A 14418-nucleotide genomic window follows, 5' to 3' on the forward strand; every position below is an offset into this window, starting at 1 on the left:
TCCGGGCCGGTCAAAGCAACTGCCCCACGACGGTGCCCTTCGGGTAGCGCGCCCGCTGTTCCTCCCACTGCAGGAGGAACAGGTCCGCGATCGGATAACACAGGCGGCCGGTCAGCGTGCCCGAGTCGATGCGGTCGTACACCTCGAGGTAGACCGTCCGCCGGCGCAGCAGCTTCCCCAGGAGGAAGAAGGGCACGGCGACGCCCGCCCCCGAGCTGACGATCACATCCGGCCGGTAACGCGGGACCAGCCGCAGCGCGAGCCACAGGTTGCGCAGCAGATTGGGGATGTTCCGGGTCGTCGGATGGTAGGCCCAGGTCACCTGCTCGTCCGCGAGGAGAGAGCACGCGTCGGCCTTCTCGAACGTCACCCACATCCGCTCGTGCTCGGACCACCAGGGCCGCAGCCGGTACAGCTGGGTCAGGTGCCCGCCGGTGGAGCAGACCAGGAGGACCTTCACCGTTCCTCCAGGACCTCGAGCATGGCCGGATGGAGGGCGGGGTTCCATCCGCCGCCCAGCCGCTTGAGGTGGTAGGTCCGCATGAACATCTCCAGCAGGTAGAGCCGTCCGAGCAGTCGGCGATGGTCGGAGGGGAGCTCGGGAAGCTCGGTCCCGGCGGCGGCCCGTACGGCGGCGACCGCCTCGGCCAGCGGCCGGCCGCGCAGCACCAGCGCGTCCTGGAACCTCCAGTGCAGGTGGTCGAAGCCCGCCGGGACCTCCTCGGCGCTGTGCTCCCAGTCCCAGACGTACAGGTCCCCGGCGTACCGGCCCATGTTCCAGGGCACCCAGTCGCCGTGCCACCGGCCGACGCGCAGGGGAGTGTCGCCGTGCTCGCGTTCGAGCTCGTCCAAGTGCGCGGTGACGAGGGCCGCGAGACGCCGTTCGTCATCGTCGGCGGCCAGGACGGCGGCCTCCGCCCGCAGCGCCCGCCAGAACGCCGTGTCGGCCAGCTTCGTCGTACGGACGGCGAAGGGCCCCGGGAGGTTCGGAGGGCCCGGGAGGTCGGTCGGGGTCGGTTGGTCGGGGGAAAACAGCAGGCCGGTCGGGGTCGGTTGGTCGGGGGAACCCGCGTCGTGCGGGACACGGGGCGGCTCGGCCTCGCGGTAACGGCGGATTTTCGGCGGTAGCGGCGCGGTGACGGTGAGGTCGTAGTCGCGCCACGGGCCGTGGTGCAGCAGCTCCGGAACGCGGATGCCGGCCGCCGGCGTCGCGCTGACCGCGGCGATCGCGTCCGCCTCTCGCCGGGTCATCTCCCGGGTGGCGGGGTTCCAGCCGACCTTGGCGTAGCCAACGGGGGCGCCGTCGGCGCCGAAGAGCTGGAGCGTCGGCTTCGAGTTCGGATCGGGCGCGCGTACGCCCACCCCCAGCGCAGGGCGCGGCAGACCCAGCACGCGCCCGAGATGCGCGCTCAGCAGGTAGTCGCTCAGTTCGGCGTCCGGGAGTTTCTCGGGAACGCAGACGAGCAGCCGGTGGCGCAGCACGAGCGGCGCGATTCCGGTGCGGAAACCGGCGCCCAGGACCGTACGGGGGACGCGGAGGCGGGCCCAGCGCAGCCCGTTGTAGTGGGTGAGGCTGCCGGCGGCGACGGCCCGGCCGTCGAGCGGGACGAGGAAACGCGGCCGATCGGGGGAGGGCACCACGGCGTAGCGCTCGACCACCTGGTACCCCGGTGGGACCTCGCCCGACGTGACCCGGACCGGCCACCCTGAGGACTCCGGCTCGGGCAGCCATAGCCGTTCGACAAGTGCGCGGAGCACTGCGCCCCCTGGTGCCCTTGATCAGCCCGGATCCGTCCCGGTGACCGACTCCAACTTTCCCGGCACTTTACCGTAATCAGCCTGTCATCAGCGGACGCGTCACCGCTTTTCCGGAACGTCGGTACGCTCGGTCACGCAGGCGGAACACGGTGAAGGGCGCGGGATGGGCATGGGCGGCGGACCGCTGGTCGTGATCGTGCTGTCGCACCGGAACCCGGGTCAGGTCGCCCGGCTCGTGGACCGCATCCGGACCGGCGTCGACACGGTCGCGGTCGTCCACCACGACCCGACCGGCGAGCCGCTCACGTTGCGCCCGTCATCGAACGTCGCGCTCGTCCCAGACGCGAGGCCCTGCCAGTGGGGGCGGCTCTCCCTGGTCGAGGCGCAGTGGCGGTCGCTGCGCTGGGTGGCGGCGAACATCCCGGAATTCTCCTGGGCGCTCCTCGTCTCGGGCCAGGACTACCCGATCCGGCCCATCACCGCGATCGAGAAGGAGCTCGCCGCCTCGCCGTACGACGCGTACCTCCGGCACTTCGCGGTGACCCCCGACCCGGCGGCGGACACCGACCCCTGGCAGGCGGTGACCCGCCGCCGCTACCTGCGCAAGCGGCGGCTGCCCGGCACCCACCGTTCGGTGCCGCTGCCGTTCGAGCGGCGGCACCCCTACCGGAACGGGGTGGGGCTGTACGTCGGCGACATGTGGTTCAACCTGTCCGCCGCGACCGTGCACGGCATGCTGGCCGACCCGCTGGCCGATCGCCTGCTGCGCTACCTGCGGTACGCGCCGATCCCGGACGAGACCTTCATCTGCTCGATGGCCCTGAACGCCCGGCCCGCCCGCTCGGTCGCCAACGACAGCAGGCGGTTCATCCGGTGGGGCGCCGACGCGAGCCACCCCGACCTGATCACCGCGGCGCACCTGGACGAACTGCGGGCCAGTGACGCGTTCTTCGCGCGCAAGGTCGACGCCTCCGCGCACCCCGAGGTCCCCGACCTGCTCGACCAGCTCGCCGCCGACCGCGGGCCGGTCGCCTGACCGGGGATCCGAGTCAGGAGAAGGGGCCGATCCATGAGGCGAGCCACCGCGCCGGACCGTCGGCGTCCTCGGCGGAGTCCGCGCCGGCGGACCGCCCGCCGGTAAGCAGCAGACCGTACGGTCCCATGGCGAGCAGCGGACCGGCGGCGGACGGCGGTGGCGCGGCGATGGCCTGAGCCGGTACGACGGCGGGCCGAGGCCGTGCGGCGGTGGCGGGATCCGGTACGACGGCGGGCCGGGGCGGCACGACGGACACGGCCGTCGGCGCCGGTCGCTCGGGATTCACGATGGTGACCTTCTGCGTCAGATTGCAGACCCGTGCCCTGTGGCAGAGCGCGTTCTGCACGTCGCTCACACCCCCGGCGTTCCGGTTGGTGGTGTGCTGATAGCCGCGATTGCGGATGGGACTGCGCACGGACATCGCCGTGGTGTTGTGATGGCCGTTCCCGCCATTGTTGTGGTCGGTGACCAGCCGGCCCTGCGGATTGGCCGGGATGCGGGCGGCCGCGGCCACGGAGGGGAGCCAGACGAGGCCGAGGACGCCGCCCACCAGGGCCCCGGCGGCCGCCCTGCGGTGAAATGTGACCTTCCCACCGGTCGATGCGCCCAAGGTGCCCCGTCGGATCATTTCCCCACCCCTGCGAGTCGCTGCCACCGGACGCGAACGGTCCGTTCCGCGGGCGTACCCGGAGCGGATATGCCGATCACGCTCCGGGCGGTGGGCTGCTGAATCATTGCCCGCTCATTGTCGTGAGCTCATCGGCGAATCCGGCAAAGCGGCCGTCGAGCGGTCCGCAGCAGGAGCCAGGGCCAGATGGCCCAGCACCATCCGAGCCCCGAGATAGACGAAAGGCACCAGGAGGACGAGGTCCGCGAGGTGGGCTATCGCGATTTCGCGCGGTACGCGACTGAGCGGGAACGCGAGAGCGCCACCGAACAGCAGGACGCCGATCGGCCCGGGAACCGCGCGGATCCGGGTGAGCACGACGCCGAGCATGAAGAGGCTGAGCGGGAAGGCAGAGCCGGCGAACCAGAACGTCACGAACGCCGCCCCGGGATGCTGCTGGATCAGGCGCACCGCCTCGGAGTGCGAGACGTCGAACAGTTCCTCGTGCATTCCCTGCAGCCCGAATGAGGCGCCGCCGACGCACCCGTAGATCGCCGGCGGCAGTGCGATCGCCGTGTAGCGCGGCACCCGTGGCTCGATGAGGCGGTACAGCGCGACCAGGCCGATGAGCCAGCAGGTCGTCGCGGCCACGATGAGAGTTCCGGCGGTGATGCCCTGGTAGCGGTCGCTCCAATAGAACGTTGAAATGGCCTGAAGCGCCGGGCCCATGACGAGACAGCCGCCGGCGATGATCCGGGAAACCGAGTGCATCGCTTCTCCTTTGCCCGAGTGGATGACCATGCGGGCAACGCTAGAAATCCGCGCCGCGGATTCCATCCGCTTCACGGCGCGATGCGATACGGCTTTCGCGGTACCGGAATTACCCCGAAGGCGGTACGCCGGGTGGCGCCACCGCCAGCCCCGACCGATAGGCGAACACCACCAGCTGGGCACGATCCCGCGCCCCTACCTTGGTCATCGCCCGGTTGACGTGGGTCTTCGCGGTCGCGGGGCTCATCCCTAGCCGCCGGCCCACGCCCTGGTCGGACATGCCCTCGGCGACGAGCGCCACGACTTCGCGTTCCCGGCCGGTGAGAGTCGCTGACAGGGCCGGGTCGAAGGACGGCCCGCCCGGCCGCCCCACGAAGGCCGAGATCAACCGGCGGGTCACCTGAGGCGCGAGAAGGGCGTCCCCGGCGAACACCGTGCGCACCGCCTGTCGAAGAGTGTCGGGATCCATGTCCTTGAGCAGGAACCCGCTGGCCCCCGCATGCAGCGCGGCGAAGACGTACTGGTCCAGGTCGAAGGTGGTCAGGACGATCACTCTGACGTCCGGGGTCCGCTCGTCGGCGAGGATCCGTCTCGTTGCGACGAGCCCGTCCGTGCCGGGCATCCGCACGTCCATGAGCACGACGTCCGGGCGGTGCGTCCGCGTCAGGGTGATGGCCTCCTCTCCATCGGCGGCCTCCGCGACGACCTCGATGTCCTCCGTCCGGTCGAGGAGGACGCGGAACCCGGCCCGAACGAGCGCCTGATCGTCGGCCACCAGCACACGGATCGTCACGTCGTCTCCTCGCCTCGCGTCCGGTCGCCCGCTCGGGACACCCTCGTGCGCGTCGCCGGGTCGTCGTTCGTGGCCGGCAGCCAGGCGCGCACCCGGAACCCCCGTCCCGCGCCGCCGGGCCACTCGAACGGGCCCGCGCTGAACCGGCCGCCCAGGCCCGCCACGCGTTCGGCCATGCCCCGCAGGCCGTTACCGCCCGTGGCCCGCCCGGGCGCGCCGGTACGGCCGTCGTCCTCCGTCACCCGTCCCCGCCAGCCGGTGCGGCGGTCGCCCTCCCCGGCCCACCCGGGCCCCTTCCGGGGGCGGTCGTCACCTCCGCCGCCGTCGTCGCGGACCTCCAGGACGAGCCCGGCCTCCTTGTACCGGACCAGGATCTCCACCAGGCCGGCGCCGGAATGACGCAATGCGTTGGTGAGGGACTCCTGCGCGATCCGGTAGGCCGTGAACTCCACCAGACGGGGCAGCGGACGGCGCTCGCCCTCGACCCGCACGTCGACGCGCGGCCCGCTCCCGGCACCGGCCAGGGCCAGGTCCGGCAGCCGGTCGATGCCCGGAGCGGGAGGTGCCAGGTCGCCCTCCGCGCGGTCCGGCTCCCGCAGGACGCCGACGGTCGCCCGCATCTCGGCCAGCGCCTCGCCACCGGCCCGCCGGACCGCCTCGAGTGCCTCCCGGGCCTGGTCGGGGGCCTCGGTCAGCAGCTCGGCGGCCACGCTCGCCTGCACGTTGATCACCGCGATCGTGTGCGCGGACACGTCGTGGAGTTCACGGGCGATGCGCATCCGCTCCTCGGTGAGCCGCTGCGCGGCGGCCTGGTCCCGGTGCGCGGCCAGCAGCGCCAGCCGGGCCTCGTACTCGGCGCGCCGCGCGCGACGGCTGCGTACGGAATCGCCCAGTAAGAGCGCCGCGACGAACACCACCGTCGATCCGTCGAGCGCCGCGTCGAACAGGCTGGCGCCGGTGGACTTCGTCCGGGCCAGCGCGTCCGACACGATCAGCCAGCCCGCGAGCGCCAGCCCCGTTCTCCGCCGCGGTGCGGCGGCCACCGAGAACAGCGCGATCCAGACCGGAATGGCAGGCGCCCCGCCCGGATAGTTCGCGATGTGGTAGATCACCCACAACAGGAAGACGGCGCCGAGCGCCAGAGCGGGACTGCGCCGGCGGACCGGCAGCACCACGGCCATCGCGAGCCCGATCCCGTAGGCCCAGGCATCGGGACTCCGCTCACCACCGTCCGGCGCCGCCGTACCGATGCGGTAGACGGTCACCGCCAGGGCGGCCGTACACAGGATCGCCTCGCCGGCCCACGGCGGAACCGCTTCCGCCCGACGACGCAGCCGTGTGAGGTCCACGCCCCCACCGTACGGACGATCACCCCGCGACGCACTCCCGCCCCTGGATGATCACATGTTCGTGCTTCGCCATCTCCACCAGGTGGTGGAGTGGAGCACGCCGGCTCAGCTTCGGAACCTGCCGTTCGCGAGCCGTTCTCAGCCTTCGGCCGAAGTACGCCCGGCCGGTCATGCGTGCTGGCATCGGGACTCACACCCTTCCGTACCCGGTGCGGTGGGGGCCGCACTTGTCGAGGGTAGAGCCGAATCCGCTTCCTCGCCAGTGATCGAGGCGTCACGCTGAGTGAATTCAGAGCCGGACACACGGAGATCGGCATGACAGTCGCCCCACACGTTCAGCACCGCTACGAAAGGCACCTCCCTCCCGTCAGGGCCGCCGCAGGGACGGCCCGAGACTTCGTGGAGTCCCGGCTGAGAGCCTGGGGGCGCGCCGATCAGATCGAAGACGCCACCGTGATCATCGGAGAGCTGTTCAACAACGCACTCCTGCACGCCGCGTCCAGAGAACTCGTCGCCGCCATCGACTGGAACGGCGGGCGAATACGGCTGGAGATGTGGGACGACTCTCCCGACCGGCCGAAAGTCGTACCCATCGATTTCGAGAAGGAGTCCGGGCGGGGAATGCATCTCATCGCTTGCCTTTCCGGGATGTGGGGCTCTCGCCTGGCGGCCTCGGGCAAGTGCGTCTGGGCGATCCTGCCGAGTCAGGGCGAAGGCCGGCTCGCCACCCCTGCGGATCTTCCCTGTGAGGTCAAGGAGATCTGGACATGAGCGCCTCGTCCGATTCGACCGGATGAGTGGGGGCGGCGGTAAGGGTCGGGCGGCGGTGAACCCTCGCGACGCCTCCTGGACCGCGGCGGCAGGGACCGGGTCAGTGCGGGACGACGGACGGGTCCTTCTCGGAGCGGCGGATCGGGACGGCCCTCGGGGAGGGCGCGTCGTGGCGGGGGAGGGGGAACGGCGGCAGGCCGTTCCAGGTGCGGAGGAGGGACCAGGCCGCCGTGCCGCCGGCCACGGCGGCGATCAGGGCCCACGCCATCGGCGTCGTGTGCACGCCGAACATCTTCAGCGCCGACGCCAGCAGGACGAAGGCCAGCGCCCACCGGATCAGGCCGCCCGGGGCGCGGGACGACGCGAGCGAGCCGAGGAAGACGCCGGGGATCGACCCGGCCAGCAGCGCGAGCGTGACGCTGAGCTGGAAGTCGCCGAACAGGATGTGGCCGAGCGCCGCGGACCAGACCAGGGGCACGGCCTGCAGCAGGTCGGTGCCGACGAGGCGGTTGGCGGTGAGCTTCGGGTACAGGGCGAGGAGGGCGACGACGATCAGCGAGCCGGAGCCGACCGAGGTCATGCCGACGACGAGACCACCCACCGCTCCGACCAGCATGGTCGGGATCGGGCGTACGGAAACGGCCGCCGGGGACGCGCCGTCCTCGGGGGAGCCGGTGGCGCGGGCCGCGCGGCGCGGGCCGCCGGCGGCCATCGTCAGGTAGCTGCGGATGACGAGTCCGGAGGCGGCGATGAGCAGCGCGACGCCGAGGGCGATCTCGATGACGTCCTGCACGTGGCTGCCGTGCCCGAGGGCGCGGGCGAGGAGGACGCCGCAGAACGCGGTCGGTACCGATCCGGCGCACAGCCAGGCGACGAGGCGCAGGTTGACCGTCCCGCGGCGCAGGTGCACGAGGCTGCCGACCGGCTTCATGACGGCCGCGGAGACGAGGTCGCTGGAGACGGCGGTGAGCGGCGGGACGCCGAAGAAGACCGTGAGCATCGGCGTCATCAGGGCGCCGCCGCCCATGCCGGTCAGTCCCACCACGATCGCGACCAGGAACGATCCCAGGGCCATCTGATAATCGAAGTGCATCCGTATGCCCTACCCGTTATATCGGGAAAGTCGGACACTCAGGTTAAACGGTGATGGCCGGGGAGCGCCAGGCAGGTCCCCGTTGGCGTTCGGTGACGGACTCCTTACTCGGAGCGCACCCAGCCGCCGGCGACGAGCAGGTCGAGGACCCGCTCCACCGCGGCCTCGGGCGTCAGCTGCGAGGTGTCGATCGTGAGCTCGGCGTCGTCCGGCAGCTCGTACGGGTCGGAGATGCCGGTGAACTCCGGGATCAGGCCGGCCCGCGCCTTGGCGTACAGGCCCTTGCGGTCGCGGCGCTCGCACTCCTCCAGCGGCGTGGCCACGTGGACCAGGACGAAGTCGCCCGCGGCGTTCACCATCCGGCGCACCTCCGCCCGCGTCGCGGCGTACGGCGCGATCGGCGCGCAGATCGCGACCCCGCCGTGCCGGGTGATCTCGGCGGCGACGTAGCCGATGCGGCGGATGTTGAGGTCCCGGTCGTCCCGGGAGAACGTCAGGCCGGCCGACAGCAGCCGGCGGACGACGTCGCCGTCCAGGAGGGTGACCGTGCGGCCGCCCCGCTCGACGAGCGCGTCGGCGAGCCCGCGGGCGATCGTGGACTTGCCCGAGCCGGACAGTCCCGTGAAGAACACGGTGAGACCCCGCTCATGCCGCGGTGGGTTGGCCCGGCGCAGCTCCTCCGCGACCGCCGGCAGCGTGAACCACTCCGGGATCTTCTCGCCGCGGTCCAGCATCGCGGCGAGCTCCGCCTCGGTCGGCTCGGGCCGGATGTGGTCAGGCTCGATCTTGGAGACCGGCCGCCAGACCTCGACGCTCTCGTCGTACGCCCACGGCTCCGGCGTGACCGGCTCGATCGGGAGCTGCCCGCTCGTCAGCGGCAGGGCCTGGGCGCCCGCCCGCGCGGCCTCCTCCGCGCCGGCGGCGGGCTCCAGGAAGAAGTGGGTGGCGCCGTACGCGGCGGCGACGTGGGCCGCGAGGGCCAGGTCACGGCCCGGCCGCTCGATCAGCGGGACCGGAACGACGAGCGTGCCGGCCGGCAGCTCGCGGCGGACGGCCAGCAGGGCGCGGACGAGCGCGTCGTCGTGACCCTCGCCGATCAACGGCATCAGCAGCAGCCGCGCGTCGAGCTTCTCGGCGAGCTGGCGCAGCTGGCCGAGGTGCCGCCGGTGCAACGGGCCGCGGGTCGCCAGCGCCAGGGTCGTCGCCCCGGCCAGCTCCGCGCGCACCTCGCGCGGGGTCAGGCGGAGCCGCCGGAACGTCCCGTGCTCCGGCAGGGCCAGCGTCTCGACCCGGCCGGCCGCGTGCCAGGACGTCGTCTCCGACGCCCGGAGCGGATCGCCCCCGGGGAACCCGGCCGGTGACACGTTGTCCTGCCAGGTCTCGGCGATGTGCAGGATCGCGAGCGGAACGCCCTCCGGGTCGGTCAGGACGACCCGCTCCTCCTTGGTGAGGTCCTCCGGGACGGCCAGCGTCACGGCCGCCGGCCACGGCGTGCCGTCCGCCAGCCGCCCGGCGGCGGCCACGGTCGCCGCGTCCACCGCGCCGAGGAAACCGGTCAGCGGTTGGAACGCGCCGTTCAGCAGCAGTTCGAGGTCGGCCAGCTCGGCCGGGCCGGGCGTCAGGCTCGGCAGGTCGCGTAGGTCGCCGGCTTCCGTCGTCAACGCAGGCTCCGATCGTGATTCGACCGTTGACCATTGCACTCTACGCTCTGGCGGCGTCACCTCAGATGATGCGGGCGTAGCGATTCTCCGGTTTGCGGATCACCATGGCGACGTCGCTGTACGCCGAGGTCGCGCGATTCCCGGACAAGACGCCCACCGCCCGGCACAGCAGCCGGACGATGGTCCCCGACCGGGCCGTCATCCCGGCGGACGTGTGCTCCTCGACGACGACCAGGCCCCGCATCAGGCAGTACGCCCGCATACCGGCCGCCGAGGCCACCCGCTCGTACACCGGCCGCGGCGGGGTGTCGCGCTGCCACAGGACGGAGCGCAGCCACCCCGGGGCGACCCGGTCGAGCCGGCCGAACGCGCTGTCGCGGTCCCGTACCCGGACCAGCATCAGTCCGCCGGGCCGGAGCGCCGCGACGAACCGGTCGAGGATCAGTTCGGCGTGCGGGACCCGCTCGATCAGGTGCGAGACGTGCACGATGTCGTAGACGCGCGGCGGCATGGGCACCGTGCGCAGGTCCCCGAGGTGCCAGGCGTCGAGGTCGCGGCGGGCGCGGACGCCCGCGCGCGCCTCCGGCAGGTCGTCGTCGACGCCGGTGACGTGGCACTCGGCGGGGTGCAGGTCGAGCGGCGCGCTCCGGCCGCAGCCCGCGTCCAGGACGCGCAGTCGCTCGTACGGCCGCTCGTCGGCGTACTCGCGAACGCGCCGGTGGAAGACGTCGGAATCGGAGATCGGCGGGGTCCGCAGCTCGGTCACGCCCCGGAGCGTAGCCGTCCGCTCGCGGAGTGTGGCCCCATTCGGCATTGTCCGTGTCGTCGGCGTCATCGGTCATCGGCGGTTTCCGAACCACCCGCTTGACCGGGGCGCTGCGGGTTGTGGTACCGGCGACGCGTAGGCTGGGGACCCCGGGGTGAGATCACTCTCGGGCCCTCACGCTGCCTGCCTGACCCTTGATGAGCCCATGACCCTTTCCGGACTGCTCGACGTCGCCGCCGCCGATCCCGCGCTCGTTCGTGCGCTGAAGAGCGCCGACGCCCACCTGGACCTCGTCGCGCCGCCGGCGCTGCGCCCGTTCCTCGGCGCCGCGCTGGCCCGTGAGCGCGGGCGTACCGTCCTGATGGTCACCGCGACGGCCCGGGAGGCGGAGGACCTGACCGCGGCCCTGACGAGCCTGCTCGATCCGGCCGCGGTCGCGCACTTCCCCGCCTGGGAGACGCTGCCGCACGAGCGGCTGTCGCCGCGGTCGGACACGGTCGGCCAGCGCCTCGCCGTGCTGCGGCGGCTGGCCCACGGCGACCCCGACGACCCGGCGGCCGGGCCGCTGCAGGCCGTCGTCGCCCCGGTCCGGGCCGTGCTGCAACCGATCGTCGCCGGCCTCGGCGACCTGGAGCCCGTACGCCTCCGCCCCGGGGACGAGGCCGAGCTCGACGACGCCGTGCGCCGCCTGGTCGACGCCGGTTACAACCGCGTCGACCTGGTCGAGAAGCGCGGTGAGATCGCCGTCCGCGGCGGCATCCTCGACGTGTTCCCGCCCACGGAGGAGCACCCGCTGCGGGTGGAGTTCTGGGGCGACCAGGTGGAGGAGGTCCGCTACTTCAAGGCGGCCGACCAGCGTTCGCTCGAGGTCGCCCAGGACGGGCTGTGGGCGCCGCCGTGCCGTGAGCTGCCGCTGACGGAGGCCGTGCGCGAGCGCGCCCGCGCGCTGGCGGCCGAGCACCCGGCGCTCGCCGACATCCTCCAGCAGATCGCCGACGGCGCGGCGGTGGAGGGCATGGAGGCGTTCGCGCCGGTCCTCGCCGACCACATGGAGCTGCTCCTCGACGTGCTGCCGGCCGGCTCCTCGCTGGTCGTCTGCGACCCCGAGCGCATCCGCACGCGCGCCGCCGAGCTGGTCAGCACGAGCCAGGAGTTCCTCGAGGCGTCCTGGGTGAACGCCGCCGCCGGCGGCGAGGCCCCCATCGACCTCGGCGCGGCGGCGTTCCGGACCCTGGAGGAGGTCCGCGACCGTACGACGGAGCTCGGGCTGGCGTGGTGGACGATCACGCCGTTCGCGAGCGCCGAGCCGACGGGCACCGGCCGGACCCGCCGCGAGTACTCCGCCGCCACCGGTGAGCTCACCGAGGTGGCCGCCGGCGAGGCGCCGGACGCGGGCGACGACGGCGCGCTGCGGATCGGGGCACGGGCGGCGGAGTCCTACCGGGGCGACACCCAGCGAGTGATGGCCGACGTCAAGGGCTGGATCCACGAGGAGTGGCGGGTCGTGCTCGTCACCGAGGGCCACGGCCCGGCCGAGCGGCTGGCCGAGGTGGTCCGCGAGGAGGGCCTGGGCGCGAAGGTAACGGAGCTGCCCGGCGCGCCGGAGCCGGCGATCGTCAACGTCTCCTGCGGCCTGCTCGACCACGGTTTCGTCTGGGACGCCGTCAAGCTCGCCGTGCTCACCGAGACCGACCTGTCGGGGCAGAAGTCCTCGACCAAGGACATGCGGCGCATGCCGTCGCGGCGGCGCGGCGGCGTCGACCCGCTGCAGCTCACCCCCGGCGACTACATCGTGCACGAGCAGCACGGCGTCGGCCGGTACGTCGAGATGGCCAGCCGGACGGTGCAGGGCGCCACCCGCGAGTACCTCATCATCGAGTACGCCAAGGGCGACCGGCTGTTCGTGCCGACCGACCAGCTCGACGAGGTGACCCGCTACGTCGGCGGCGAGGCACCGAGCCTGCACCGGCTCGGCGGCGCCGAGTGGCAGAAGCAGAAGGGCCGGGCGCGCAAGGCCGTCCGGCAGATCGCGGGCGAGCTGATCCGCCTCTACTCCGCCCGGCAGGCGTCGCCGGGGCACGCGTTCCAGCAGGACTCCCCGTGGCAGCGCGAGCTGGAGGACGCCTTCCCGTACATCGAGACGCCGGACCAGCTCGCCGCCATCGACGAGGTCAAGTCCGACATGGAGAAGCCCGTCCCGATGGACCGGCTGATCTGCGGCGACGTGGGCTACGGCAAGACCGAGATCGCGGTGCGGGCGGCCTTCAAGGCCGTGCAGGACGGCAAGCAGGTCGCCGTGCTGGTGCCGACGACGCTGCTGGTGCAGCAGCACCTGTCGACGTTCACCGAGCGGTTCGCGTCGTTCCCCGTGGTGATCAAGCCGATCAGCCGGTTCCAGACCGACCGGGAGGTCGCCGAGACGCTGCGCGGCGTCGCCGACGGCACCGTCGACCTCGTCATCGGCACGCACCGCCTGCTGTCGCCGGAGACCCGGTTCAAGGACCTCGGGCTGATCATCATCGACGAGGAGCAGCGGTTCGGCGTCGAGCACAAGGAGCGCCTCAAGGAGATGCGCACCCAGGTCGACGTGCTCGCCATGTCGGCCACGCCGATCCCGCGCACCCTGGAGATGGGTCTCACCGGCATCCGGGAGATGTCGACGATCCTCACCCCGCCGGAGGAGCGGCACCCGGTCCTGACGTTCGTCGGCCCGTACGACGACAAGCAGATCGCCGCGGCCATCCGGCGGGAGCTGCTCCGCGAGGGCCAGGTCTTCTTCGTCCACAACCGGGTCCGCTCGATCGACAAGGTCGCCAAGCACCTGACCGAGCTGGTGCCGGAGGCGCGGGTCGGCGTCGCGCACGGCCAGATGAACGAGCACCAGCTCGAGAAGATCATGGTCGACTTCTGGGAGAAGGAGTACGACGTCCTCGTCGCGACCACGATCGTGGAGAGCGGCCTGGACATCCCGAACGCCAACACCCTGATCGTCGACCGCGCCGACATGTACGGCCTGTCGCAGCTGCACCAGCTGCGCGGGCGCGTCGGCCGGGGCCGGGAGCGCGCGTACGCCTACTTCCTGTACCCGCCCGAGACGCCGCTGACCGAGACCGCGCACGAGCGGCTCGCCACGATCGCCCAGCACACCGAGATGGGCGCGGGCATGTTCGTGGCGATGAAGGACCTGGAGATCCGGGGTGCGGGCAACGTCCTGGGCGCCGAGCAGTCCGGGCACATCGCCGGTGTCGGCTTCGACCTGTACGTGCGCATGGTCGGCGAGGCCGTGCGCGAGCTGCGCGAGGAGGGCGTGCCCGAGACGCCCGAGGTCAAGGTGGAGCTGCCGGTCGACGCGCACATCCCGCACGAGTACGTCCCGGGCGAGCGCCTGCGGCTGGACGCGTACCGCCGGATCGCGGCGATCCAGAACGACGACGAGATCGTCGCCGTCCGCGACGAGCTGGCGGACCGGTTCGGGCCGCCGCCGGTGCCGGTGCTGAACCTCCTGGAGGTCGCGCGGTTCCGGGCGCTGGCCCGCCGGGGCGGGTTGACGGACGTCACCCTGCAGGGCAACCACATCCGGTTCTCACCGGTGAGCCTGCCGGAGTCGCGTACGGTGCGGCTGCAGCGCCTGTACCCGAAGAGCATCCTCAAGGCGGCGACGAATACCCTGCTGGTGCCGGTGCCCAAGACCGCTCCGCTCGGCGGGCGTCCGCTGCGCGACCAGGAGCTGCTGAAATGGTGTACCGATCTGGTGGAGGCGCTGTTCCTGCCAGATCCCGTGGCCCGATGACGTGCCGTGGCCAGATGACGAGT

At 72.3% G+C, this 14418-nt stretch carries 12 protein-coding genes; 3 read left to right on the plus strand and 9 right to left on the minus strand.

Annotated elements, in window-relative coordinates:
- Nucleotides 1-10: 10 nt before the first annotated feature.
- Nucleotides 11-508 carry a PssD/Cps14F family polysaccharide biosynthesis glycosyltransferase gene (pssD, locus tag NE235_RS12315; protein WP_406567566.1) on the minus strand — a complete coding sequence of 166 codons (498 nt, stop codon included), beginning with the start codon at nucleotides 506-508 and terminating at the stop codon, nucleotides 11-13.
- Nucleotides 457-1758, minus strand: coding sequence for a hypothetical protein (locus tag NE235_RS12320; RefSeq protein ID WP_252802038.1), 1302 nt, complete (start codon nucleotides 1756-1758; stop codon nucleotides 457-459). The genes pssD and NE235_RS12320 overlap by 52 nt, the downstream gene beginning before the upstream one ends.
- Nucleotides 1759-1927: 169 nt before the next feature.
- On the opposite strand from NE235_RS12320, the gene NE235_RS12325 reads away from it, so the two are divergent.
- Entirely contained in the window at nucleotides 1928-2794 is an 867-nt protein-coding gene (locus tag NE235_RS12325; protein WP_252802040.1) for a beta-1,6-N-acetylglucosaminyltransferase, read from the plus strand.
- A 13-nt stretch (nucleotides 2795-2807) separates the two neighbouring features.
- On the opposite strand, the gene NE235_RS12330 is transcribed toward NE235_RS12325, so the two are convergent.
- The 4 genes from NE235_RS12330 to NE235_RS12345 all read right to left on the minus strand — a co-directional run bounded on the left by NE235_RS12330 (nucleotide 2808) and on the right by NE235_RS12345 (nucleotide 6314).
- Nucleotides 2808-3404, minus strand: a complete 597-nt coding sequence (locus NE235_RS12330) for a hypothetical protein (protein ID WP_252802042.1) — start codon at nucleotides 3402-3404, stop codon at nucleotides 2808-2810.
- Between the two features lie 132 nt (nucleotides 3405-3536).
- Complete coding sequence (locus NE235_RS12335; RefSeq protein ID WP_252802044.1) at nucleotides 3537-4202, minus strand: hypothetical protein; 666 nt, start codon at nucleotides 4200-4202, stop codon at nucleotides 3537-3539.
- Between the two features lie 79 nt (nucleotides 4203-4281).
- Complete coding sequence (locus NE235_RS12340) at nucleotides 4282-4965, minus strand: response regulator transcription factor (RefSeq protein WP_252802046.1); 684 nt, start codon at nucleotides 4963-4965, stop codon at nucleotides 4282-4284.
- The gene (locus NE235_RS12345) at nucleotides 4962-6314 is read right to left on the minus strand and encodes a sensor histidine kinase (protein WP_252802048.1); all 1353 of its coding nucleotides are present in this window, start codon (nucleotides 6312-6314) and stop codon (nucleotides 4962-4964) included. The genes NE235_RS12340 and NE235_RS12345 overlap by 4 nt, the downstream gene beginning before the upstream one ends.
- Nucleotides 6315-6629: 315 nt before the next feature.
- Here NE235_RS12345 and NE235_RS12350 point away from each other — a divergent pair, with 315 nt between their 5' ends.
- The gene (locus tag NE235_RS12350; RefSeq protein ID WP_343886130.1) at nucleotides 6630-7085 is read left to right on the plus strand and encodes an ATP-binding protein; all 456 of its coding nucleotides are present in this window, start codon (nucleotides 6630-6632) and stop codon (nucleotides 7083-7085) included.
- 100 nt (nucleotides 7086-7185) lie between these two features.
- Here the strand turns inward: NE235_RS12350 and NE235_RS12355 are convergent, their stop codons facing one another.
- The 3 genes from NE235_RS12355 to NE235_RS12365 all read right to left on the minus strand — a co-directional run bounded on the left by NE235_RS12355 (nucleotide 7186) and on the right by NE235_RS12365 (nucleotide 10605).
- Nucleotides 7186-8178, minus strand: coding sequence for a sulfite exporter TauE/SafE family protein (locus NE235_RS12355; RefSeq protein WP_252802052.1), 993 nt, complete (start codon nucleotides 8176-8178; stop codon nucleotides 7186-7188).
- A gap of 104 nt (nucleotides 8179-8282) precedes the next feature.
- Nucleotides 8283-9839 (minus strand): adenylyl-sulfate kinase, encoded by a 1557-nt coding sequence (cysC, locus tag NE235_RS12360; protein WP_252802054.1) that lies wholly within the window; start codon nucleotides 9837-9839, stop codon nucleotides 8283-8285.
- A 61-nt stretch (nucleotides 9840-9900) separates the two neighbouring features.
- Nucleotides 9901-10605 carry a class I SAM-dependent methyltransferase gene (locus tag NE235_RS12365; protein ID WP_252802056.1) on the minus strand — a complete coding sequence of 235 codons (705 nt, stop codon included), beginning with the start codon at nucleotides 10603-10605 and terminating at the stop codon, nucleotides 9901-9903.
- A gap of 205 nt (nucleotides 10606-10810) precedes the next feature.
- On the opposite strand from NE235_RS12365, the gene mfd reads away from it, so the two are divergent.
- The gene (gene mfd, locus NE235_RS12370) at nucleotides 10811-14395 is read left to right on the plus strand and encodes a transcription-repair coupling factor (RefSeq protein ID WP_252802058.1); all 3585 of its coding nucleotides are present in this window, start codon (nucleotides 10811-10813) and stop codon (nucleotides 14393-14395) included.
- The last annotated feature ends 23 nt before the right edge of the window (nucleotides 14396-14418 follow it).

Source organism: Actinoallomurus spadix (assembly GCF_024055725.1).
GTDB lineage: Bacteria > Actinomycetota > Actinomycetes > Streptosporangiales > Streptosporangiaceae > Actinoallomurus > Actinoallomurus spadix.